The organism is Microbulbifer sp. CAU 1566 (genome assembly GCF_023156515.1).
In the GTDB taxonomy this organism is placed as follows: Bacteria; Pseudomonadota; Gammaproteobacteria; order Pseudomonadales; family Cellvibrionaceae; genus Microbulbifer.
On record NZ_JALNMG010000001.1, the window covers coordinates 923,256 to 945,474 of the forward strand.

21 protein-coding genes are annotated in these 22,219 nt (G+C 58.2%); 8 read left to right on the forward strand and 13 right to left on the reverse strand.

Translation table 11 applies throughout. The features are described from left to right. Positions 1–111: 111 nt before the first annotated feature. Positions 112–1,896 (reverse strand): GspE/PulE family protein, encoded by a 1,785-nt coding sequence (locus tag M0G74_RS03815; RefSeq protein ID WP_248214790.1) that lies wholly within the window; start codon positions 1,894–1,896, stop codon positions 112–114. 213 nt (positions 1,897–2,109) lie between these two features. Between M0G74_RS03815 and M0G74_RS03820 the strand changes: the two genes are divergently transcribed. The 3 genes from M0G74_RS03820 to M0G74_RS03830 all read left to right on the forward strand — a co-directional run bounded on the left by M0G74_RS03820 (position 2,110) and on the right by M0G74_RS03830 (position 5,006). Continuing rightward, positions 2,110–2,787, forward strand: coding sequence for a TIGR00153 family protein (locus M0G74_RS03820; protein ID WP_248214791.1), 678 nt, complete (start codon positions 2,110–2,112; stop codon positions 2,785–2,787). A gap of 12 nt (positions 2,788–2,799) precedes the next feature. Next, positions 2,800–4,077 carry an inorganic phosphate transporter gene (locus tag M0G74_RS03825; protein WP_160152371.1) on the forward strand — a complete coding sequence of 426 codons (1,278 nt, stop codon included), beginning with the start codon at positions 2,800–2,802 and terminating at the stop codon, positions 4,075–4,077. 131 nt (positions 4,078–4,208) lie between these two features. Continuing rightward, positions 4,209–5,006, forward strand: coding sequence for a PhzF family phenazine biosynthesis protein (locus M0G74_RS03830; protein WP_248214793.1), 798 nt, complete (start codon positions 4,209–4,211; stop codon positions 5,004–5,006). Between the two features lie 78 nt (positions 5,007–5,084). Here M0G74_RS03830 and M0G74_RS03835 read toward each other — a convergent pair whose 3' ends face one another. Together M0G74_RS03835 and M0G74_RS03840 are read right to left on the reverse strand one after the other, a co-directional pair. Next, complete coding sequence (locus M0G74_RS03835; protein WP_248214795.1) at positions 5,085–6,374, reverse strand: Xaa-Pro peptidase family protein; 1,290 nt, start codon at positions 6,372–6,374, stop codon at positions 5,085–5,087. Positions 6,375–6,436: 62 nt separating this feature from the next. Then, positions 6,437–6,907, reverse strand: coding sequence for a DUF6314 family protein (locus M0G74_RS03840; protein ID WP_248214796.1), 471 nt, complete (start codon positions 6,905–6,907; stop codon positions 6,437–6,439). A gap of 18 nt (positions 6,908–6,925) precedes the next feature. Between M0G74_RS03840 and M0G74_RS03845 the strand changes: the two genes are divergently transcribed. The 4 genes from M0G74_RS03845 (at position 6,926) to ilvD (ending at position 12,533) form a co-directional block, all read left to right on the forward strand. Continuing rightward, on the forward strand, positions 6,926–7,789 hold the full coding sequence (locus M0G74_RS03845) for a carboxylate/amino acid/amine transporter (protein WP_248214799.1): 864 nt from the start codon (positions 6,926–6,928) through the stop codon (positions 7,787–7,789). A 22-nt stretch (positions 7,790–7,811) separates the two neighbouring features. After that, positions 7,812–8,966: an acetylornithine deacetylase gene (argE, locus tag M0G74_RS03850; protein ID WP_248214800.1), complete on the forward strand. Its 1,155-nt coding sequence runs from the start codon at positions 7,812–7,814 to the stop codon at positions 8,964–8,966. A 257-nt stretch (positions 8,967–9,223) separates the two neighbouring features. Beyond that, positions 9,224–10,534, forward strand: a complete 1,311-nt coding sequence (argA, locus tag M0G74_RS03855; RefSeq protein WP_248214802.1) for an amino-acid N-acetyltransferase — start codon at positions 9,224–9,226, stop codon at positions 10,532–10,534. A 163-nt stretch (positions 10,535–10,697) separates the two neighbouring features. Further along, the gene (ilvD, locus tag M0G74_RS03860) at positions 10,698–12,533 is read left to right on the forward strand and encodes a dihydroxy-acid dehydratase (RefSeq protein ID WP_248214804.1); all 1,836 of its coding nucleotides are present in this window, start codon (positions 10,698–10,700) and stop codon (positions 12,531–12,533) included. A gap of 63 nt (positions 12,534–12,596) precedes the next feature. On the opposite strand, the gene M0G74_RS03865 is transcribed toward ilvD, so the two are convergent. The 10 genes from M0G74_RS03865 to lgt all read right to left on the reverse strand — a co-directional run bounded on the left by M0G74_RS03865 (position 12,597) and on the right by lgt (position 21,227). Then, the gene (locus M0G74_RS03865; RefSeq protein ID WP_248214806.1) at positions 12,597–13,247 is read right to left on the reverse strand and encodes an energy transducer TonB; all 651 of its coding nucleotides are present in this window, start codon (positions 13,245–13,247) and stop codon (positions 12,597–12,599) included. A gap of 222 nt (positions 13,248–13,469) precedes the next feature. Continuing rightward, the gene (locus tag M0G74_RS03870) at positions 13,470–14,807 is read right to left on the reverse strand and encodes a tetratricopeptide repeat protein (RefSeq protein ID WP_248214808.1); all 1,338 of its coding nucleotides are present in this window, start codon (positions 14,805–14,807) and stop codon (positions 13,470–13,472) included. Between the two features lie 12 nt (positions 14,808–14,819). Then, complete coding sequence (locus tag M0G74_RS03875; protein ID WP_160152361.1) at positions 14,820–15,443, reverse strand: energy transducer TonB; 624 nt, start codon at positions 15,441–15,443, stop codon at positions 14,820–14,822. Positions 15,444–15,448: 5 nt separating this feature from the next. Beyond that, complete coding sequence (locus M0G74_RS03880; RefSeq protein WP_160152360.1) at positions 15,449–15,850, reverse strand: biopolymer transporter ExbD; 402 nt, start codon at positions 15,848–15,850, stop codon at positions 15,449–15,451. 151 nt (positions 15,851–16,001) lie between these two features. After that, the gene (locus M0G74_RS03885) at positions 16,002–16,529 is read right to left on the reverse strand and encodes a MotA/TolQ/ExbB proton channel family protein (RefSeq protein WP_160152359.1); all 528 of its coding nucleotides are present in this window, start codon (positions 16,527–16,529) and stop codon (positions 16,002–16,004) included. A gap of 14 nt (positions 16,530–16,543) precedes the next feature. Then, on the reverse strand, positions 16,544–17,911 hold the full coding sequence (locus tag M0G74_RS03890; protein ID WP_248214810.1) for a MotA/TolQ/ExbB proton channel family protein: 1,368 nt from the start codon (positions 17,909–17,911) through the stop codon (positions 16,544–16,546). Further along, on the reverse strand, positions 17,908–18,690 hold the full coding sequence (locus M0G74_RS03895; protein WP_160152357.1) for a DUF3450 domain-containing protein: 783 nt from the start codon (positions 18,688–18,690) through the stop codon (positions 17,908–17,910). The genes M0G74_RS03890 and M0G74_RS03895 overlap by 4 nt, the downstream gene beginning before the upstream one ends. 273 nt (positions 18,691–18,963) lie before the next feature. Beyond that, positions 18,964–19,482, reverse strand: coding sequence for a dihydrofolate reductase (locus M0G74_RS03900; protein ID WP_248214811.1), 519 nt, complete (start codon positions 19,480–19,482; stop codon positions 18,964–18,966). Beyond that, entirely contained in the window at positions 19,482–20,315 is an 834-nt protein-coding gene (locus M0G74_RS03905) for a thymidylate synthase (protein ID WP_248214813.1), read from the reverse strand. Before M0G74_RS03905 ends, M0G74_RS03900 begins: the two co-directional genes overlap by 1 nt. 21 nt (positions 20,316–20,336) lie before the next feature. Next, a complete protein-coding gene (gene lgt / locus M0G74_RS03910) occupies positions 20,337–21,227 on the reverse strand; it encodes a prolipoprotein diacylglyceryl transferase (protein WP_248214815.1) in 891 nt (296 codons plus the stop codon). Positions 21,228–21,317: 90 nt separating this feature from the next. On the opposite strand from lgt, the gene M0G74_RS03915 reads away from it, so the two are divergent. After that, positions 21,318–22,142, forward strand: coding sequence for an NRDE family protein (locus tag M0G74_RS03915; RefSeq protein WP_248214817.1), 825 nt, complete (start codon positions 21,318–21,320; stop codon positions 22,140–22,142). Positions 22,143–22,219: the final 77 nt, after the last annotated feature.

The window sequence follows — 22,219 nt, forward strand, 5'->3', positions numbered from 1 at the left end:
TTTGGTTGATCGCTTTTTTATTGATCGTTTCTTTATTAATCGTTTCTTTATTAATCGTTTCTTTATTGTTCGCTTCGATCAGTCTGACTATGCAACAGGAATGGCCATTTGTCAGAAAGAAATATCCGGTGGCGGTGCCACCCGCAGCACCTCCTGCACGGTGGTGATACCTGCGGCAACCTTGCGTGCACCGGATAACCGCAGACTGTTCATGCCCTCGCGCATCCCCTGCCGGCGCACCAGCTGCAGATCGCAATCGTGGGTGACCAGGGCCTGCACTCCTTCGGTGAACGGCAGTATTTCGTAGATACCCTGGCGGCCGCGGTAGCCGGTGTTGCGGCAGTCGAGACAGCCCTCCGGCTGGTACACCACCTCGGGCTTGGGCGCCTTCCAGGGTTTCACCAGTGCCTGCCAGTCCTCGTCACTGACCTCCGCCTTGCGCTTGCAGCTGGGACAGAGGGTGCGCACCAGGCGCTGGGCCATTACCCCGAGTACCGTAGATTTGAGCAGATAGTGGGGCAATCCGAGATCCAGCAGACGCGTCACTGCGGTAGGGGCATCGTTGGTGTGCAGGGTAGAGATCACCAGGTGGCCGGTAAGCGCCGCCTGTACTGCCATCTGCGCGGTTTCCAGGTCGCGGATCTCCCCCACCATGATGATGTCCGGGTCCTGACGCATCAGGGTGCGGATACCCGCGGCAAAGTCGAGACCGATACTGTGGTGCACCTGGGTCTGGTTGAAGCTGTCTTCCACCATCTCAATGGGATCTTCGATGGTGGAAACGTTTACCTCGGTGGAGGCCAGCTGCTTCAGCGCGGTATACAGGGTGGTGGTTTTACCAGAGCCGGTGGGGCCGGTGACCAGTACGATACCGTTGGGGCGAGCCAACATGGTCTGCCAGCGCGCCAGGTCGTCGCCGCCGAGCCCCAGGTCGGTGTAGGAGCGCGCCAGCACCTCCGGATCGAAGATCCGCATCACCAGTTTTTCCCCGAACGCCGTGGGCAAGGTGGAAAGGCGCAATTCCACCTCGCTGCCATCGGGGCGCTTGGTTTTGATGCGTCCGTCCTGGGGTTTGCGTTTTTCCGCCACGTTCATGCGCCCGAGGATCTTCAGACGGCTGGTGATGGCGGCATTGACCTGATCCGGCAGCTCGTGAATCGGGTGCAGCACACCGTCGATGCGAAAGCGGATGCGGCCCACATCCCGGCGCGGCTCTATGTGGATATCACTGGCGCGCTGATCAAAGGCGTGCTGCAGCAACCAGTCCACAATGTTGACGATGTGCTGGTCATTGGCTTCCGGGTCCTTGAGGTTGCCCAGCTCCAGCAGCTGCTCGAAGTTGTTGGCACCGGAACTGCCCTTTAACCCGCTGGCCCCGGATATGGAGTTGGCCAGGGAATAGAATTCGGTGCAGTAGCGTTTGATATCCGCCGGGTCCGCCACCACCCGCTGCACGGTGCGACCGCTGGTGTGCTCCAGTTGCTCTTCCCAGCCGGAGGTATAGGGCTGGGCGGTGGCCACCAGCAGCATCTCTTTCGAGGCCTCCACACAGAGTATCTGGTGGCGCTTGGCAAACTGGAAACTCATGACCTCGGTGACCGAGGCCACATGCACTTTCAGCGGGTCGATATGGTAGAGGCCGTGGGAGGAGGTATCCGCCAACCACTGGGTCAGGACAGCCGCATCCAGCACCCTGCCCGGCTTTTTCTGGTTCTGCAGCTCACAGCTGGCGATATAGCTGAGCGGGTGCATCTGTGCCTGCTCGGCCGTGCGCGGGGTGCCAATCAGGCGATTGGCGTCCAGGCGGCTGATATAACCCTGGCTCACCAGGTCTTCCAGTAACCCCGGCAAATCGAGAACCCGGTCCGCGCCTCTCACCCCTGTGCCTACAGCCATACCCTGTTACCCGTCTACGCTTAAGTGTGAAGGCGCATTGTAGCTCTATTGATCGGCGGTGAAAGTGCGAGAGATTCGCAGAATGGCGGCGAAACCAAAGCGTCACTGTGCCCTGCGCAGATGTTGGGGTACCATGCCGCCAAATTTGGCCGCTGCGGGTTTAACCAGGCGGCCTTCTTGTTAACTGTCAGGACCGGAAAAAAGGAACAGACCATGCCCCTGTCCAATATCGCCAACCTGTTCGGCCGCTCGCCGATCAAGCCGATCAAGGAGCACATGGCGACTGCCCACAAGGCGTCAGCGGATCTGGTGCCCTTCTTTGAAGCCCTTATGCAAGGGGACTTCAGCACTGCCAAAACCGTACAACAGCGCATTTCCGCCAGCGAGAACCGCGCCGACGACATCAAAAAAGACCTGCGTCTGCACCTGCCGGACAGCCTGTTTATGCCGGTCTCCCGCACCGACCTGCTGGAACTGCTGCACGCCCAGGACAAAGTGGCCAACAAGGCCCAGGATATCGCCGGGCTGGCCATTGGCCGCCAAATGGAGATCCCTGCCTCCATGCACGCCATGATGGGCACCTTCGTGGAAAGCGCCGTAGCCGCTTCCGCCCAAGCACTTACCGCCATCAACGAACTGGATGAACTGCTGGAATCTGGCTTCGCCGGGCGCGAGGTGGACATCGCCCAGCGCATGACCGAAGAGCTCGATGACCTGGAGCGCAAGTCCGACAAGCTCGAAGTGGAAGTGCGCGCCTCTCTGTTCAAAATGGAGAAAGGGCTGCCGCCAGTAGACGTGATTTTCCTCTATCGGATCATCGAGTGGGTCGGCGACCTGGCCGATGAGGCCCACGGTGTGGGCAACCGATTGCAACTGTTGCTCGCACGTTAAAGGGGGAAGACCATGGATATCATTGCTCAGTACGGCCATATCTTCCTGATCCTGGCCTGTGTTTTCGGTTTCTTCATGGCCTGGGGTGTGGGTGCCAACGACGTCGCCAACGCCATGGGCACCTCGGTGGGCTCCCGCGCACTGACCATCAAACAGGCGATCATCATCGCCATGATCTTCGAATTCGCCGGCGCTTACCTGGCCGGTGGCGAGGTTACCTCCACCATCCGCAAGGGCATCATCTCCCCGGACCTGTTCAACGATAAACCGGAACTGCTGGTGTACGGCATGCTGTCGGCACTGCTGGCGGCGGGTACCTGGCTGATGATTGCCAGTATCCTCGGCTGGCCGGTGTCCACCACCCACTCCATTGTCGGTGCCATTGTCGGTTTCTCTGCCGTGGGTATCTCCGTGGACGCGGTGGCCTGGGCCAAGGTCGCGAGCATCGTTGCCAGCTGGGTGGTATCGCCGGTGCTCGCAGGCACCATTTCCTTCCTGCTGTTCAGGAGCGTGCAGCGACTGATCCTCAATACCGAGGATCCCTTCAGTAACGCCAAGCGCTACATCCCCATGTATATGTTTGCGGTGGGCTGGATGATCTCCATGGTGACCCTCACCAAGGGCCTCAAGCACGTATTCAAAGACGCCGGCATTTCCCTTTCCTTCTGGCAGGACGCGCTGATTGCCGGTGTTATGGGCCTGGTGGTGATGGGCGTAGGTATCGCTCTGCTGAAGCGCATCAAACGCGACCCGGCAATGGAAAAAGACAACCGCTTCGCCAACGTGGAGCGCGTGTTCGCCATCCTGATGATCTTCACCGCCTGTGCCATGGCCTTTGCCCACGGCTCCAACGACGTGGCCAACGCGGTAGGCCCGCTGGCGGCGGTCGTAAACACCGTGCAACAGGGTGCGGTCACGGCCAAAGCGGTAATGCCACCGTGGATCCTGCTGCTGGGTGGTGCCGGTATCGTCGTCGGTCTCGCCACTTATGGTTTCAAGGTTATGGCGACCATCGGACGCAAGATCACCGAGCTGACCCCGAGCCGCGGTTTCGCCGCCGAGCTGGGCGCGGCCTCCACCGTGGTGCTCGCCTCCGGCACCGGCCTGCCCATCTCCACCACCCACACCCTGGTGGGTGCGGTACTGGGGGTTGGCCTGGCACGGGGTATCGGCGCGCTGAATCTGCGCATGATTACCACCATTGCCGCCTCCTGGATCGTCACCCTGCCCGCAGGCGCGGGTCTGGCGATTCTGTTCTTCTTCTTCTTCAAGGGCGTTTTTGGCTGGTAAGTACCCGAAGTTGGGCTGGTAATAGAAATTACCGCCCGCGCCTGTTAAAAAGGGAGCGCTGTTTAGCGCTCCCTTTTTTATGTCTTCTATTTCTGCTTAATTTGCACTGGCAATGTGAGAAGGAAACTCCCATGCAACTGCCCATCTATCAGGCTGGCGCCTTCACCTCCCAATTGTTCAAAGGCAACCCTGCCGCCTACGTGCCCCTTACCCGCTGGCTCGATGACGATCTGATGCTGCAGATTGCTGCCGAAAATAACCTGGCGGAAACGGCCTTCACTGTGCCCACTGGCAACGGCTTTGAACTGCGCTGGTTTACGCCCGGCGAAGAAGTCCCCCTGTGCGGCCACGCCACCCTGGTAACCGCCCACCTGCTGTGGACGGAACTGGGCTTTACCGACGAAGAGATCCACTTTTTTACCCGCAGCGGAGAACTGGTGGTGCGCCGGGACGGCGAGCAACTGGCGCTGGACTTTCCCGCCCAGACCAATCGGGATATCCCTGTCGTCGATGCGTTCACCCTGGCGCTGGGCCTAGAGCCTCTCCGTGCACTCGAAGTTGCCGGCTCAAATGACCAGCTGCTACTCGAGTTCGCTTCTGCGGAGGTTGTCGCCGGGCTCGACCCCGATATGCGTGCAGCGGCAAAGCTGCCCTATAAAGGCCTGATCTGTACCGCCCCCGGGGAGGGATTCGACTGCGATTTCGTCAGCCGCTTTTTTGCCCCCGCCATCGGCATCGACGAAGACCCGGTTACCGGCTCCGCACACACGCGGTTGGTGCCCTTCTGGGCCGAGAAGCTCGACAAAACCGCATTGAAAGCCAGACAGATTTCACCCCGTGGTGGCGAGCTGGATTGTGAATTGAAAGGTGATCGCGTGATCATGCGGGGCAGTGCAGTGACTTACCTGCGCGGGCAGATCACCCTGTAACAGAAGGCTATCGCGAGCTAAACCGATAAAGGGCCGGACCTGTCGGCCGGCCCCAAGATCCACTTCAATACAACGACATCACGCCAAGCGCCCCAACGGGCTGGCGAGGCTGTCTGGCGGCAGGGTAAACCAGGCGGGGCCCTCTTCCGTCATGTACAGGCAATCCTCCAGACGCACACCGAATTCTCCGGGAATATAGATACCCGGCTCGTTGGAAAAGCACATGCCCGGTGCCAGTTTCACTTTCTCACCCCGCACAAAGTTCACCGGCTCATGCCCTTCCATACCGATGCCGTGACCGGTGCGATGGGAAAGACCGGGTAAGCGGTAATCCGGCCCGAAGCCATTCTTCAGGTAAAACGCCCGCACCGCATCGTCAACACTGCCCGCGGGGGCGCCGAGCTTGGCGGCCTCGAAGGCAATGTTCTGGCCCTCGCGGACCAGCTGCCAGATTTTTTGCTGTTTTTTGCTGGGTTCGCCGTAAACAAAGGTGCGGGAAATATCCGACTGGTAACCCTCAACGCTGCAGCCACAGTCCATCAAAACGACCTGTCCTTCGCGGATCTGCTGCGGTTGATCGGTGCCATGGGGATAGGCACTACCCTCACCGAACAGCGCCATGGTCCAAACACCCTGCCCACCCAGCGCAGTCTGCGACTCGCGCATCAGCTGATTCACATCCGCCGGTGTCATCCCCGGGCGCAGCTGCTTCAACACCATGCCGTAGGCCGCCAGGGTAATTTCATTGGCCTTTTTCATCAGCGCCAGCTCCGCCGGGCTCTTGACCATGCGACAGCCGCGAGTGACAGGATCCGCACTTACCTGCTTGAACCCGGGTAGCGCTTCGCGCAGGCCATCGGCGACAAACCAGCGCACCGAGGCCTCCAGGCCGATAACGCCGGAGTTAGAGCCGGGCTTAGAGCCAGGCGTAAAGCCGCGATCTTTCATCACCGAGGCTACCCGTGCAAATGGGCTCTCGTGTTCGTGCCAGGTGCGCACGTCACTGCCAAAGGTCATCGATTCACGCACCGACGGCTCTTCAAAAAACGGCGTAACCACGGCAATGTCGCCGCGCCGGGGGATAATCACACAGGTCAGGCGCTCGGAGCGCCACCAGCGAATACCGGTGAAATACAACATTGCAGCGCCAGGTTCGAGCACAATGGCGTCGATGCCCGATGCATCCATCAACTCCTGGGCCTTGGCGACCCGCGCCTGCCGCTCAGCCACAGTGATCGGCTGCACGCCAGCAAGCAGGGACTCAGGCTTATTAGCTTTTGCAGGGGATTCGGTAGCCGCGCGCAGGGGCAGGGCCGGCGCCACCGCCAGCAACGCGGCCGCTTTCAGTAGTTGACGTTTGGTGGGCATGAAACACTCTCCACTATTTATAATTGGCAGAGAGTATCGTGTTTTAGCGCTAAAAACAGGCGCTACCAGTAGTGATAATGCAGGCGCTCGTTCTTGCGCGGTCCGTGGATCTGCCAGATCAGTTCGATTTCATCAGGGTGCAGAATCAGGTCGGCGGTGTAGGTATCCTCCCCGCAAAGATGGGGAGACTGATGACGAAACCCGTGTTCCGTCACAGGCACCAGATTGAACAGCAAAACCGGCGCCTCGCGACGCAAATGTTCAAGGCGCACAAAATCACTACAGCGCGTCCAGCGATAGCGGTTTTGCAGATCGACCTTGTGCCCGTCGGCATCGGTAAACTCGGCCCGCTCGGCAAACAGGATATGCGCACCGAAACTGCTGACGCCCACTTCGCCACGCCCGTGCCCACGCCAGTTGGTTTTCGACCCGGGGCCGTTACTGGCATTGAAGCTGAAGGCACGGACTTTCTTTAAACGCTCACACAGTTGCGCCAAGGCCTCCAGACCTTTGAAATCCACCCGTTTGTTCACCAATTCGATATCCAGTTCATGATTCTGCTGATTCTCATCACCCTGCTGTGGGCTTTCTCTTTCAGCCTGATCGGTGTTTACCTCGCCGGCCAGGTCGACAGCTACTTCGCGGTTCTCACCCGGGTTCTACTGGCAACCCTGGTATTTCTGCCGCTACTCAACTGGCGTACTCCGCCGCGCACAGCACTCACATTAATGGCGGTCGGTGCCGTGCAGCTGGGCCTGATGTATCTCTTTTACTACCAGTCTTTCCTGCTGCTCAGTGTTCCGGAAGTGCTGTTGTTCACCATCTTCACCCCGGTCTATATCACCCTGATCTACGACCTGCTGGCCCACCGCTTCTCACTGTGGAATCTGTTGATTGCCGCCGTCGCGGTACTCGGTGCAGCCATCATCCGCTGGGACAACCTCAGTGAGGACTACTGGAAAGGCTTTTTGGTGGTACAGGGCGCCAACCTTTGTTTCGCCACCGGCCAGGTAGCCTACAAGCAGTTTATGCAATCTGACCAAAAGCGCGCAGCCACCCTTCCGCCGCGGCAAACCTTCGGCTGGTTTTTCATCGGCGCCAGTATCGTAGCGGCTACCGCCTGGCTCATACTGGGCGAACCAAAGTACCCGAGCAACGGGGTTCAGTGGGGCATATTGTTGTGGCTGGGTGCCGTAGCATCCGGTCTGGGCTACTTCCTCTGGAACAAGGGCGCAACTCAGGTATCCCCCGGCACACTCGCGGCCATGAACAACGCGCTGATTCCGGCGGGGTTACTGGTAAACCTGTTACTCTGGAATCGCGACGCGAACTTGCCACGCCTCGCTATTGGCGGCGCTATCATCGTGGCCGCGGTATTGATCAGTGAGTGGCGCAACACGCACAGACGGAATTGAACTTTTTAGAAGGACAAATGAAATGAGCATCCGCACTCTGCCAACGCTGCAGAGCCAGCTGCAACAACTGGTTGCCAGCCCCAGCGTCAGCGCCACCAATCCCAAACTGGATATGGGTAACCGCGGTGTGATCGACCTGCTGGCCGCCTGGCTGGAGACCCTGGGCTTCCGTATCGAAATAATGCCCATGGAGGACCAGCCCCACAAAGCCAACCTGATCGCCACATTGGGTCAGGGCGATGGTGGACTGGTGCTTGCGGGGCACACGGATACAGTGCCTTACGATGACGACCGCTGGCAGTCAGACCCGTTCAAACTGAGCGAGCGCGATAACCGTTTTTACGGTCTCGGCAGCACGGATATGAAAGGGTTTTTCCCTTTGGCAATTGAAGCCGCGAAAGCCTTTGCGAATAAGCCGCTGCAGCAGCCGCTGATCATTCTCGCCACCGCCGATGAAGAAACCTCCATGTCCGGCGCCTGCGCGCTGGTGCAAGCCGGTCTGCCCAAAGCCCGTTACGCGATTATCGGCGAGCCCACCGGCCTCAAGCCCATCCGCATGCACAAGGGCATGATGATGGAACGGCTACGCATTACCGGCCAGGCCGGGCACTCGTCCAATCCGGCCTACGGCGCCAGTGCGCTGGAGGCCATGCACATGGCCATGTCGGAAATTCTCAAACTGCGTGGGGAGTGGCAAGAGCGCTACCAGAATCCCGGTTTTGCCGTGCAGGTTCCCACCCTGAACCTGGGCTGCATTCACGGCGGCGACAACCCCAATCGTATTTGCGGCCACACCGAATTGCAGTTCGATCTGCGCCCACTGCCGGGCATGCCGATGGAGGAACTGCGCGGTGAGCTTTATCAGCGCCTGAAAGATACCGTCAGTGGCGAAAAAATTTCGTTGGAAATGGATTCACTGATCGGTGGGGTCGAGGCCTTCGAGGAACCGGCACAGTCTGAACTCGTGCAGGTCGCGGAGAAATTTACTGGCCACAGCGCCGAGAGTGTAGCTTTTGCAACCGAGGCGCCTTTTTTACAAAAACTCGGGATGCAGACCATCGTCCTCGGTCCCGGGGATATCGACCAGGCGCACCAGCCGGATGAGTATCTCGGGTTGGAACGAATTGATCCGATGGTGGAAATCCTCAGAGGTATGATTGGGCGTTTCTGCCTGTAATCGAGAGCAAGATTGCAGACCTATGGCGGTGCCGCTACCGGGTGCGCTTTTACGAGACACGCCGTAAACCCATCCCTGGGGGCTCGGCTGCGGCCGTCCTGGCCGCAGACGGTCTCGTAAAAGCGCACCCGATATCGTCACCTTCGCGGAAAAATCTGCGTTTTTAAACAAAAATGAAACAGCAATTGGAAATCAATCCCGCAGAAAATGCGGTATATTCGCTTACTAACCGAGCCACCTGCTGAAATGACATCGTCGTGAACACCGATAACACCACACTCAACTGGTTCCGAAACGCCGCGCCCTATATCAATGACCTGCGCGGGCGAACCCTGGTGGTTGCAATTCCCGGGGACGGATTCGAGCACGAGAATTTTCGCAACCTGGTGCACGACCTCACGCTGCTGATCAGCCTCGGGGTAAAACTGGTGCTGGTGCACGGCGCGCGCGCGCAGGTGAATCGCGCACTGGAAAAAGCCGGCATTGAAAGCCGCTTTCAGGGCAATACCCGTATTACCGACCGGGAAACCCTGGAAGTCATCAAGGCCGCGGTGGGTAAATTGCGCTTTGAAATTGAGGCGGCCTTTTCCCAGGGGCTACCGGATTCGCCGATGGCGCGCTCCGCGCTGAAAGTGGTATCCGGGAATTTCGTCACCGCGCGCCCGGTGGGCATCATCGACGGTACCGATATGCGCTGGACCGGCCAGGTGCGGCGTATGGAAGTGCCGGCAATTACCCGCGCACTGGACGAAAATTCTCTGGTGCTGTTATCGCCATTCGGTACCTCGCTGACCGGCGAGCTGTTTAACCTGAATTATCTGGATCTTGCGGCGGAAGCGGCCAAAGCGCTCAGGGCGGAAAAACTGATTCTGTTCCGCGACCTGCCGCAACTGAAGGTGAATGGGGAGCCGGTATACGACCTTAGCATCCATCAGGCGGAAGACATTGCCGATACCGTGGACAGCGAGACGCTCAGCTGTGCCCTCAGCGCCTGCAATGCGGGAACCCAGCGGGTACACCTGCTGAGTTATGCGGATAACGGCGCGCTATTGCAGGAGCTACTCAGTCGCGAGGGTGCCGGCACCATGATTTACCGCGACAGCTACGAAGTCATTCGGCGCGCGCGGATCAACGACGTCGGCGGGATTCTCGGGTTGATCCGGCCACTGGAAAAGCAGGGTATTCTGGTGCGTCGTTCGCGGGAAAAGCTCGAATCGGAAATCGACCATTTCACCCTGGTGGAAGTGGACGGTACCCCGGTGGCCTGTGCCGCGCTCTATCCGATTCTCGACGAACAGGGCGATACCATCGCCGCGGAAATCGCCTGCGTGGCGATTCACCCGGAATTTCGCGGCGGTGGCCGCGGCGCCAAGCTGTTGCAACACCTGGAACGACAGGCGAGAACCCTGGACCTGGCAGAGATTTACGTACTCACCACCCAGACCGAACACTGGTTCATCGAGCGCGGCTTTACCCAGGTGGACGTCTCGGCGCTTCCCGCCAGCCGGAAGTCTCTGTACAACATCCAGCGAAATTCCCGCGTTTTACGCAAAGCCCTTAAAGGGTAATGGCCTTGCGATAAACAGGGCGCAGGGCGGACAAGCCTTGCGCCAATTTCCATCATTGCCACAAGCCGCGCAATAAGGCTCCCATTTTGCTAATCTGTCGCGTCCTGCCTGCGCGCCGGGCAGCCATCCATTGAATTCATTGTTTTCGGTTATAAGTACCACTATGCCTCAGTACCGCTCCCGCACCTCCACCGCTGGCCGCAATATGGCTGGCGCTCGCGCCCTGTGGCGCGCCACCGGCATGAAGGATGAAGATTTCCACAAGCCCATCATTGCCGTGGCCAACTCTTTCACCCAGTTTGTGCCCGGGCACGTGCACCTGAAAGACATGGGCCAGCTGGTAGCGCGGGAAATCGAGAAGGCCGGTGGGGTGGCGAAAGAGTTCAACACCATCGCCGTGGATGATGGTATCGCCATGGGCCACGACGGCATGCTGTACAGCCTGCCCAGTCGCGAGATCATCGCCGACTCGGTGGAGTACATGGTGAATGCCCACTGCGCCGACGCGCTGGTGTGCATCTCCAACTGCGACAAGATTACCCCGGGAATGCTGATGGCCGCCCTGCGGCTGAATATTCCGGTGATCTTTGTGTCCGGTGGCCCCATGGAAGCGGGCAAAACCAAGCTCGCCGATCACAAGCTGGACCTAGTGGATGCCATGGTCATTGCCGCGACCGACGACGCCAGCGACGAGCAGGTGGCCGAATACGAACGCTCCGCCTGCCCAACCTGCGGCTCCTGCTCTGGCATGTTTACCGCCAACTCCATGAACTGCCTGACCGAGGCCCTGGGCCTGTCGCTGCCCGGCAACGGCACCATGCTCGCCACCCATGCGGACCGGGAGCAGCTGTTCCTGCGTGCAGGCCGTGAGATCGTGGCGCTGGCCAAGCGCTATTACGATAACGACGACGAGACGGCGCTGCCGCGCACCATTGCCAATCGCGCTGCTTTCTCCAATGCAATGGCGCTGGACATTGCCATGGGCGGGTCCACCAATACCATCCTGCACCTGCTCGCCGCAGCCCTGGAAGGTGAAGTGGACTTCACCCTGGCGGACATCGACCGTCTGTCGCGCAAGATTCCACAGCTGTGCAAAGTGGCCCCCAATACCCAGAAATACCACATCGAAGACGTACACCGCGCCGGCGGAGTCATGTCGATCCTCGGGGAACTGGAAGCCGGTGGCCTGCTGGACGCCAGCCTGCCCACGGTACACAGCAGCTCTTTCAAGGAAGCGCTGGAGCAGTGGGATATTCGCCGTACCGACGACCCCGCTGTGCACAAGTTCTTCCGCGCCGGCCCCGCCGGCATCCCGACCCAGACGGCGTTCAGTCAGGATTGCCGCTGGAACAACCTGGACGGCGATCGCGAGAACGGCTGCATTCGCTCGGTGGAGCATGCCTACTCGCAAGAGGGCGGCCTGGCAGTGCTGTTCGGTAACCTCGCGCCGGACGGCTGTGTGGTAAAAACCTCGGGGGTGGAAGAAGAGCTGTGGCAGTTTGAAGGCCCCGCACATATTGTCGAGAGCCAGGAAGACGCCGTGGCACACATCCTGGAAGGCAAGGTGAAGGAAGGGGAAGCGGTGATTGTGCGCTACGAGGGTCCCAAAGGTGGCCCCGGTATGCAGGAAATGCTGTACCCCACCAGCTACCTGAAATCCAAGGGGCTGGGTAAGTCTTGCGCCCTGATTACCGATGGCCGCTTCTCCGGCGGCACCTCCGGCCTGTCTATTGGCCACGTCTCACCGGAAGCCGCTGGTGGAGGCAATATCGGCCTGGTGCAGGACGGCGATCTGGTGCGCATCGATATACCCAAGCGCCTGATCGAGGTAGACATTCCGGAAGCGGAGCTTCATCGCCGCCGCGAAGCCATGAATAACAAGGGCCAGGAAGGCTGGAAGCCTGCCAAGGTCCGCCCGCGCAAGGTTAGCCGCGCACTCAAGGCCTATGCACTGCTCGCTACCAGCGCCGACAAGGGCGCGGTACGAGAGATCGACTGATCTGCGAGTAGATATCCTTTAAAAAATAGCGGGCCGATAAGCCCGCTATTTTTTGCCTTACCCTTATTCTGCCATTTTGAAACTGATCCGATTGCGCACACCGTGCTTCTCCACCGGTTGCCCCTCAGACATCAAAGGTCGGTATTTGAAACGCTCCACCGCATTGAGTGCGGCACTGTTGAAAATATCCGTCGGCACGCCGGCACTATCATAGCCACCGACAACACTCGGGTTTTTCACACTGCCGTTCGTACTAATAGTGAATTCCACCACCACATAACCCTCTATGCCCCTCGCCAGTGCCCTGCGCGGGTAGCGTGGCGCCGGCTTGTAGATGGGCAAGGGATCAGCATTCACCAGCGTCGGATCGAATGTCCGCCGCTCGACCACCGGCGGCTCAAAGGTTATCGGCACATCGCCCGGCTCAATATTCCGCTCCACCACCGTTGGCTGAACGGTCGGCGGAATCTCCTGGGGCTTGAGCACCGGGTCGGACTTGTACACCGTAGTCTTTACCTCTGGCATATGAATCGGTGCAACCCTGGGGGGAAGCGCTTCCGTTGGTGCCCGGTAGTCTGTGGCAATCAGTTGTGACATACCCAGCAGTAACAGCCCGGTAACGCCGAGCGCAAAAGTACTGTTGCGAAGCAGAACTGCCGATTTTTTGGAAATGGAAAACTGGGGAATGGTATTGGGCAGATAAGCCTGTTCCATAAACACCTCTCCTTTTTATATTCAGGTGTTGATTTGTCGCGCCGGACGGAGGGTCGTAGCGCGGCGGAAAAAGCTGATCAGCTACTTTCAGTATTTAGTCGATTTCCACGATAATGCAAATAATTCCCATTTATTGATCAAATAAACGCCAGTCGACGCAAAAATCAGGCAAAAAAAAGGCCGCACTATGTGCGGCCTTTCGGTTCGGATAAAACGCCCGGCTTACATTGCCAGTTGTCTTTCCCGTTCCGCTTCGTTCTCTACGAACGTAATCCACTGGCTGGCAAACTTCTCGGAGCGCTTGTCTTTCTTCGCTTCTTTGAAGTTTTTCAGTGCAGTGTCGTACTTCTTCAGGTTGGCATTGGCCATGCCCAGTACGATGTAGAGCTGATCCGGACGCTTGATATCGCCCTTCTTCAGCGCCTTCGCACCCATGTCTACCGCTTCCTTATTCTTATCCAGATCCAGGTAAATACCTGCCAGACGGGAATAGAGGTCGCCTTTATCAGACATACTGGCCGCTGCTTCCAGCTCCGGAATCGACTTTTGCAGCTCCTGAGCCATCTGGTAAGCCTGAGCCAGGGTTTCCAGATTCTTGGAGGTACGCGGGATCTTTTTCTCTTTGATACCCTTGTCGATTACCTTGGCACCCTTGTACGGCATTTCCGCACCCATAAAGAGGTAAGCCATGTTCAACAGCTCTTTCTCTTTCTGCAGGGCACCAGCAAGGTAGGCGGCTTCCATCATGTGAAGCATATCGTCTTCACGCTTGAGTTCGCCGTACATACCCGCCAGCTGCTTGTAGTACTCCCCTTTCGGGTAGTGCTTAACCAGCTTCTCGAGGATGTTGGTCACTTGCTTGTAGTCGTTCTTCTCGTAGTAGAGGAAACGCTGCAGGCCGAACCATGGCTCCTTGGGCACCTTGCCTTCTTTTTCGTACATGGACACAGCCTGGTTCATATCGGCCAGTGCCTTGTTGTTGTCACCCAGCTGGTAGTAAGCCTGAGCGCGCAACGCGTAAGAATCGGCAGTAATGCGATCGGAAACCGCGAACCACTTGTTCAGGTAGTTGACTGCTTCTTTGTAGTTTTCGGTTACAAAGTACAGCTGGGCTACGGTGAACAGAGTCCCTACTTCCAGTGCTACCGGCAGGTTGGATTCACCCTGCTGCAGTACTTTCTTGTAGTTGGCGATGGCGTCGTTGTAGCGCTCCATCTGGAAATAAACGAAGCCGTAGAAGTAGTACATCTGCGCTATTTCATAGCCGTTGTACTTGTCTTTTCCCGCTTCCATTTCCTTCAGAGCAGCCAGCGCGGCCGGCCAGTTCTGGGCATCGGCAGCTTCCTGCACAGCACCCAGCTTTTTGAACACGTTCTCACGCATGGCCGGCACTTTGCGGGTCTTCTGTTCACCCTGGGCTTCCGCCTGGGCGAAAGGTGCAGATACACCCGCAGCCTCCAGTACCGTAACGCTTACGGCTGGTGCCAGTACCAGGGGCAGCGCTACGGACGTGCGCAGGACGAGCCTGGAAAGGCTTTTCGTCACGGTCGTCATAATCATATGCGTCCCCTATTAGTTCTTGGCCATGTTGAAGCTGATCTTGGTTTTTACACCAGGCACTTCAATTGGCTCACCATCAACAACCCGCGGCTTGTACTTGTACTTCAACGCAGACTTGATCGCCGCACTGTTGAAGATAGTGGTGGGGTTACCGTCGAGCGTGAATGCTTCCACGACTTTCGGATCCCGCACAGAGCCGTTCTTGGTTACCGTGTATTCCACAACTACCCAACCTTCAATACCACGCTGCAGTGCGCGACGCGGATACTGGGGCTGAACCTTCACGATCGGCAGGTAGTCACCTTCAGAGGCGAAACCACCAATACCACCCACGTTGAGGTCGGCGCTGGCAGCCGGGGCAGACATGTTCAAAGCATTGTCTACGTCAGGCTGGTCAAACTCCGGCTCCGGCATATCGGGCGGCGGCTGCTCAGGTTCGTCGGGCTTGTCCGGTTTGCTGGTATCGTATTGCGTTTCGATCTTCTGCTCCGGCATCACGACGTCGGCTACCTTGATCTGCTCTTCCTCTTTGGGAGCACCCAAGTTGGCTTCGATCAGCGCATGCATGGTGAAGATCAGGGCAAAAGTGGTGGCTACCGCCAGCGCACCCGCCCCTACTAGTCTTACCGGGTTCATAGCTGTTAACTCTTCTCTGTAGCGACCGAGACTTTCTCGATTCCGATCTTCCTGGCCGCATCTGCGATCAGGGCAACCTTCTCGATACTCGCCTTCTTATCGGGCTGAATAACCAACCACCCTTTCGGGTTTTCGGCATAGAGACGCTCCAGGGTGTTTTTCACCAGGCGGTCGTCTACTTGCTCTTTGGCAATCCAGATTTCGTCGTTGTCGTTAATCGCTACCAGAATAGAGGCGGCTTTGAGGTCAGCGGTAGTCGCTTCCGGCTTAACAACATCGACGCCCGGCTCCTTGATAAAGGTCGCGGTGACGATGAAGAAGATCAGCATGATGAACACCACGTCCAGCATGGGCGTGAGGTCAATTGCTTGCCCTTCTTCTTCTGCCGTAGTCTTTTTTCTGCTCATTGCAACTCTCTCTAGCGAAATGCTAATAGCGAGATTTGGCCTTGTGGAGCTTGCACATCAGCGATGTGATAGTGAAAGCTCCCTGAATTGGCTAAACCTTCCGGTGAACAGGTCCCGGTTGAGGAACCTGCGCACCTGTACAGTGGTGCCGTCAGTGATCCATCGTCAGATGATCTTCCAGCAGCTGGGTTTCACGCTCTGCGGTACGGGTGATGTAGGTATTGGCAAATACCCCAGACAGTGCAGTCACCATACCCGCCATTGTCGGGATGGTGGCCATAGATACACCGCTGGCCATTTGCTTGGCATCACCACCGCCAGTGATCGCGAGAACTTCGAACACGTTGATCATGCCCCAGACAGTACCCAGCAGACCGAACAACGGCGCCAGGGCAACACAAGTCTGGATCATGTCCATATTGCTCTGAATTTTCTCGGATACCCGGGAAACCAGTGCGTAGCGGATCTGGTGAGCACTCCAGGATTTGCGCTCGGGGCGCGCTTCCCAGGTGTCCACGGCGCCCTGAACGTCACGTTTCAGACCGCCATTGAAGTAAAAGACCCGCTCGAAAATCAGCGTCCACATGAAGAAGGTCAGGCCGGCGATCAGAAGTAGTACTGGCCCGCCCGACGCCATAAAGGCGTTGACGGCGGCCCATGCGTCATTTAATGCGTGCATGTTGCCGCCTCCTCTTATTTACGCTCAGCGTTTTCTGCAACGATACCGGCACTCTGTTCGTCCAGGATGTGCAGGATGCGCTTGGCACGGCCGTTCACGATGGTGTGCAGCAGCACGGTCGGGATAGCCACGACCAGACCCAGAACGGTGGTTACCAGTGCAGAGGAGATACCACCCGCCATGGCTTTAGGATCGCCCGCGCCGAAGATGGTGATCGCCTGGAAGGTGATGATCATACCGGTAACGGTACCCAGCAGACCCAGCAGCGGAGCAACCATGGCGATGATCTTCAGCAGGTTCAGTCCGGATTCGATGGCCGGACGCTCTTTCAGCACCGCTTCTTCCATCTTCAGTTCCAGAGTCTCACCGTCGACACCTTTGTTCTCTTCCGCAACAGCCAGAACACGACCCAGCGGGTTGTTGGTGTTCGGAGTAGAAGAGCGCAGCTGGGCGTTCACTTTAGAGTTAACACCGGACAGCACCAGCAGACGCCACAGGGCCAGCAGTACCGCAACTACACCAACTGCAGAGATGATGTAACCAACGATGCCACCCTGGTGCCAACGCTCAACGATGCTCGGGCTGGCGATCATGGCTTTCAGGTAAGAACCGCCAGTAGGACCAGTGGGGTCAATACCGAAGGCGCTGAAGCCGCTGGTTGCTGCCTGCAGGTCAGCTGCCATGCTCTGATACTTGCCGTCGGGCTGACGGATCAGCTCGGCCATCTTCTGGTTGTCGTTCATTTCCAGGTATTTGCCGTTGGAAACCAGGTTGAAGTTACCAACACGTACAACTTCCTGCTCAGCCTGCTCACCGTCGGGCTTGATCACAGTGCCGCTGAACTTGACAACCTTGCCTGACTCAACAGTCTCACGCTGCAGCTCGTACCACAGACGCTCGATTTCCTTGATGGTCGGCAGTTTGGTCGCAGAGTTCATTTTGTCGATCAGCTGATCGAGGAACTCGGCACGGCCAGGGTATTGAGCGGAAACCAGAGAGCCCTGCAGGTTGGCGCGCAGGTCGCCAGCGGTAGAGGTCAGGTGACCAAACAGTTCTTTCAGAGAGCCGAGGCGCTCGTCCAGCTGCTGACGCTTTTGTTGAACCAGCAGTTCCTGTTCTTCGTACTTCTTCTCCAGCGCCGCGGAGCGGGCTTCTTCAGAAGTGCGGGTGTTTTCTGCCTGGCTCAGCAGGGAAGCCTGATTGGCTTTCTGGCGACGGAAGTCCGCTTCGCGCTTTTTGTGCTCGGCAGACTCGGCAACTTTAGAGGTCTGAACCATTTTCAGCAGTTGGTCCAGGGAGGTAGCTTTGTCCTGGGCTACAGCGGAAACGCTGATCAGGCCAGCGGCAGCTACTGCTAATACGCTTTTGGCGATGGTTTTCATTGCGCAGCCTCCGGAGCCGGAATCGGCATAGTCATGATGTCGGTAGTGGCCTGTTTCTTGGCGATTTTCAGACCCTGCATGATTGCGCGGCGGTATTCGCCGGAATCGATCTCAACCCATGCTTTCTGGGCTTTGTCGTAAGCCAGAGAGATTTTGGAGTCGGTGGTCTGAGCTACCAGGGCAATACGGCCGATCTGCAGTACGTTTACTTCACGATCCTGACCGTTCACGTTCAGGGTATCGCCGTAGCTGTCGATCTTACGCGCGTATTCAGCTTCGAAGTTGTACAGCTCCAGCACCTGACGGAATTTCTCCGCTACAGTGATATCGGAACGGTCCATATTGTTCTTCACACCGGCGAGGTTTTCTTTACGCTCGGCCAGTTTGAAAGGGGCGTCCAGTTCGATGAACTGCTCCAGGCCGTCCAGCATACGCAGGATCAGGGGCTGGATTTGACGCTCGATCACGGTGACCTGATCGATAGACTCGTCGAGGTCCTTGATCACGGACAGCTGGTTGGCCAGCTGCTTTTCGAGCTGACGGTTGTATACACGCAGACCGTCAATCTCTTTGTTCACAACCTTGAACTGCTGGAGCAGGTCAGAGGTTTCCTGAGCGATCTTGTCGATACGCTTTTGAGATGCAGTCGCTGCCGCAGTTTTCTGCTGACCGACTTTAAGAACGGTGTCGAGTGTATCCGCAGTGGCTACGCTACCGTACAGTGCGCCGGCAGACAGCGCAGTGGTCAGCGCCACAGCCATGAATCGCTTGGTTTTCATTAGACCCCCCAGTGGGTTCAATATTTCACAACATGGTCGCGATGAATTAGCTGCCACAACGCGGTAGTTTTTTGGTTTGAAGACAGCTAAGAGCCGCACATTGTAAACAGGCGAATTGATTATTCAAATGCCGATTGACTGAGCCGCCTCCCCTGTGTAGCAAGGTAACACCCGGGTAACACCCCCGGGGTTCATGCACACAATTGCAGCAGCTCAAACTGTGCAACATTCGACCAAATCTACTCGAAAGAGCATTTTTTAGTCAAATTGCATTTATTTAAACCTGTCGTACTGGACTAAGCAGTAGTTGTATTCGTCCTTGTCCGAAGCCGGGTAACAGTCCCTTCCGACCTCTTTCCAGGTTTCATCCAGTTCCGGGAAGAAGGCGTCTCCCTCCACCTCTGCTTCCACCTCGGTGATATACAAACGCTGTGCCAAGGGCATTGCCTGGCGGTAAATTTCAGCACCTCCAATGACCATGATCTCTTCAGCACCATCACCCACCGCCGCTTGCGCAGCCAGCGCCAGCGCCTGTTCCAGGGATGCCGCCAGCGACACCCCCTCTGCGCGCCAGTCCGGATTGCGGGTAATAACGATGTTTTTCCGCCCCGGCAGCGGGCGACCGATGGATTCAAAGGTCTTGCGCCCCATCACCACGGGCTTGCCCAGGGTGGTGCGCTTGAAAAACTGCAGGTCCCCGGAGATCCGCCAGGGCAGCGCATTCTCGCGACCGATGGCGCGATTGCCCGCCATCGCCACGATCATGGCCAACGGCGGTTTCAGCCCCGCCATCACACGGCCACCGGGGCGGGGATGTGCGGGTGCGCCTCGTAACCCTGGAGCTCAAAGTCCTCAAAGCGGAACTCGAACAGGTCTTTCACCTCGGGGTTGATCACCATCTTCGGCAGCGGCAGGGGTTTCCGGGACAACTGCTCCTCCACCTGCTGCATATGGTTCGAGTAGAGGTGGGCGTCACCGAAGGTATGCACGAAATCGCCGGGCTCAAGGCCACACACCTGCGCCAGCATCAGGGTGAGCAGGCTGTAGGAAGCGATATTGAAAGGCACCCCCAGGAAGATATCCGCACTGCGCTGGTACAGCTGGCAGGACAACTTGCCATCGGCCACGTAGAACTGAAACAGGGCGTGGCAGGGTGCCAGCGCCATTTTGCCGGCTGCCGCATTGGCACTTGGGGAGACCCCTTCATCGGGCAGGTCCGCCGGGTTCCAGGCACTGACAATCAGGCGACGGGAATCCGGGCGCGTCTTGAGCTGCTGAACAAGGTCTTTTATCTGGTCGATATGGCGACCATCGGCGGTAGGCCAGGAGCGCCACTGATAGCCGTAGACAGGCCCGAGGTCGCCCTCTTCCGTCGCCCACTCATCCCAGATGCGCACGCCGTTTTCCTGCAGGTAGCCGATATTGGTATCGCCCTTCAGGAACCACAGCAGCTCGTGAATGATGGAGCGCAAGTGACATTTCTTGGTGGTAATTAACGGAAAGCCCTCGGCCAGATCAAAGCGCATTTGATAACCGAATACGCTGCGGGTACCGGTGCCCGTGCGATCGCTTTTGAGGGTGCCGCTGTCGCGCACATGGCGCATGAGGTCGAGATACTGCTTCATCTATATAAACCGGCTGTATAGTTAGTTGGCTTCGCGCTTGGCGGCGCCGTTACTGGGCTTGCTGGAGCCCTTCTGTTTCTTATCCTGCCCTGCGGCATTCGGTGTTTCACCCTGGCCGCGGCCTTCGGGCAGCGGCTGGGTGCGGTAACTCCAGATCAGCAGGATGATACCGGCAGCGATCATCGGCAGGCACAGCAATTGACCGCGGGTCATCCAGCCGAACATCACACTGATGCCGGTGTCTGGCTGGCGTACAAACTCCACCAGGAAGCGGAAAATACCGTACAGCAGGATAAACAGGCCACCCACCGCCAGACGTGGGCGCGGCTTGCGGGAGAAAATCCACAACACCACAAACAGGACCAGGCCCTCAAGAAACGCCTGGTAAAGTTGCGAAGGGTGACGCACCAACAGCTGCGGGTCACGGGGAAACACCATTCCCCAGGGCACGTCGGTTTCCCGCCCCCACAACTCCTGGCCGATAAAATTGCCGATGCGCCCGAGCCCCAGGCCAATGGGTACCAATGGCGCCACAAAATCGATCAGTGCGGGGAAGGTAGTGCCGATTTTGCGCGCATAGATCGTGGCCGCAACCATCACCCCAATGAGGCCACCGTGGAAGCTCATGCCGCCCTCCCAGACCTTGAACAGACTGAGCGGGTGCTGCACCAGTTCGCCAAAGTTGTAGAAGAACATGTAGCCGAGGCGACCGCCCACCACCACGCCAATGGCACAGAACAGGATCAGGTCCTCTACCTCGGATTTGATCACCGGCGACCAGGGTTTCTGGGCGCGACGCAGGGCCAGCCACCAGGCAGCAACAAAGCCCACCAGGTACATCAGGCCGTACCAGTGGATCTTGAGCGGCCCTATGGCCACTGCAACGGGATCAATCTCGGGGTAAGTCAGCATACTCAAACCGCAGTTATTCAAGTTGGGCGTTATTATGGTTGGAAAGTTATTGCCATTTAAAGCCCAGGAGTGGGCCCCGGGGGAAAATCCATGTGCCTGCTTCTGATTGCCTACCGCCAGCACCCCCACTATCCCCTCGTGATGCTGGCCAACCGGGATGAGTTCTACCGGCGCCCAACGGCACCTGCCCAACTCTGGCAGGAGCGGGCAATCACCGCAGGCAGAGACCTGGAGGCCGGCGGCACCTGGCTCGGCATGGCGCCGGGCGGCCGGGTAGCGGCGGTAACCAATATCCGCGAGCCCGGCACCCCGGAGCCCCCGAATGCGCAGTCCCGTGGCGAAATCCCGCTGGCATTTCTGTCCGGCACGGCCAGCCCCGCCGACTTTTCCACAGGCCTCGAAGGCGCGCGCTACCGCGGGTTCAATGCAGTACTGTTTGACCACAAGGTCGGGGCAGCACTGGTCTGCGCAGGCAATCGCCACCAACCCTTTGCCCTGACACCCGGTGTTCACGGCATCTCCAATGGCGCCGCGGACGCCCCCTGGCCCAAGGTCACCCGCGGCAGGGAATCCCTGGCAGCACTAGTTGCCGAGCTCCCGGCGCAGCTGGACAGTGAACATTTTGTGGCCCCGGCGATGGCACTGCTGGCGGACACACTGCGCGCGCCCATCGCACAACTCCCGGATACCGGAGTGGGAAGGCCAATGGAATTGGCCCTTTCGTCCATTTTTGTGCGCATCGAACCGGAAGATCTCGCCGGCGAGTCGCCGATTTCCCTGTCTGGCGGCTACGGAACCCGCGCAAGCACGCTGGTCGCAGTGCACCGGGACGGCAGCACACACCTGTGGGAACAGACCTATATCGACGGCCAGGCCAGCGGCAGGCTGCGGCACTTTTCGTATCCGCCAACGTAGCCCTACCGCCAAATCAGTCCTACCGCTAATTTTCGCGGCGGAAATTGTGCGCCCGCCCGGTATCACTCACCTCATTT

Bases quoted from the DNA above. Each gene is read 5' to 3' on its own strand.
- M0G74_RS03815 (WP_248214790.1), bottom strand. From the start codon at position 1,896: ATGGCTGTAGGCACAGGGGTGAGAGGCGCGGACCGGGTTCTCGATTTG.
- M0G74_RS03820 (WP_248214791.1), top strand. From the start codon at position 2,110: ATGCCCCTGTCCAATATCGCCAACCTGTTCGGCCGCTCGCCGATCAAG.
- M0G74_RS03825 (WP_160152371.1), top strand. From the start codon at position 2,800: ATGGATATCATTGCTCAGTACGGCCATATCTTCCTGATCCTGGCCTGT.
- M0G74_RS03830 (WP_248214793.1), top strand. From the start codon at position 4,209: ATGCAACTGCCCATCTATCAGGCTGGCGCCTTCACCTCCCAATTGTTC.
- M0G74_RS03835 (WP_248214795.1), bottom strand. From the start codon at position 6,374: ATGCCCACCAAACGTCAACTACTGAAAGCGGCCGCGTTGCTGGCGGTG.
- M0G74_RS03845 (WP_248214799.1), top strand. From the start codon at position 6,926: ATGATTCTGCTGATTCTCATCACCCTGCTGTGGGCTTTCTCTTTCAGC.
- argE (WP_248214800.1), top strand. From the start codon at position 7,812: ATGAGCATCCGCACTCTGCCAACGCTGCAGAGCCAGCTGCAACAACTG.
- ilvD (WP_248214804.1), top strand. From the start codon at position 10,698: ATGCCTCAGTACCGCTCCCGCACCTCCACCGCTGGCCGCAATATGGCT.
- M0G74_RS03865 (WP_248214806.1), bottom strand. From the start codon at position 13,247: ATGGAACAGGCTTATCTGCCCAATACCATTCCCCAGTTTTCCATTTCC.
- M0G74_RS03870 (WP_248214808.1), bottom strand. From the start codon at position 14,807: ATGATTATGACGACCGTGACGAAAAGCCTTTCCAGGCTCGTCCTGCGC.
- M0G74_RS03875 (WP_160152361.1), bottom strand. From the start codon at position 15,443: ATGAACCCGGTAAGACTAGTAGGGGCGGGTGCGCTGGCGGTAGCCACC.
- M0G74_RS03880 (WP_160152360.1), bottom strand. From the start codon at position 15,850: ATGAGCAGAAAAAAGACTACGGCAGAAGAAGAAGGGCAAGCAATTGAC.
- M0G74_RS03885 (WP_160152359.1), bottom strand. From the start codon at position 16,529: ATGCACGCATTAAATGACGCATGGGCCGCCGTCAACGCCTTTATGGCG.
- M0G74_RS03890 (WP_248214810.1), bottom strand. From the start codon at position 17,911: ATGAAAACCATCGCCAAAAGCGTATTAGCAGTAGCTGCCGCTGGCCTG.
- M0G74_RS03895 (WP_160152357.1), bottom strand. From the start codon at position 18,690: ATGAAAACCAAGCGATTCATGGCTGTGGCGCTGACCACTGCGCTGTCT.
- M0G74_RS03900 (WP_248214811.1), bottom strand. From the start codon at position 19,482: ATGGCGGGGCTGAAACCGCCGTTGGCCATGATCGTGGCGATGGCGGGC.
- M0G74_RS03905 (WP_248214813.1), bottom strand. From the start codon at position 20,315: ATGAAGCAGTATCTCGACCTCATGCGCCATGTGCGCGACAGCGGCACC.
- lgt (WP_248214815.1), bottom strand. From the start codon at position 21,227: ATGCTGACTTACCCCGAGATTGATCCCGTTGCAGTGGCCATAGGGCCG.
- M0G74_RS03915 (WP_248214817.1), top strand. From the start codon at position 21,318: ATGTGCCTGCTTCTGATTGCCTACCGCCAGCACCCCCACTATCCCCTC.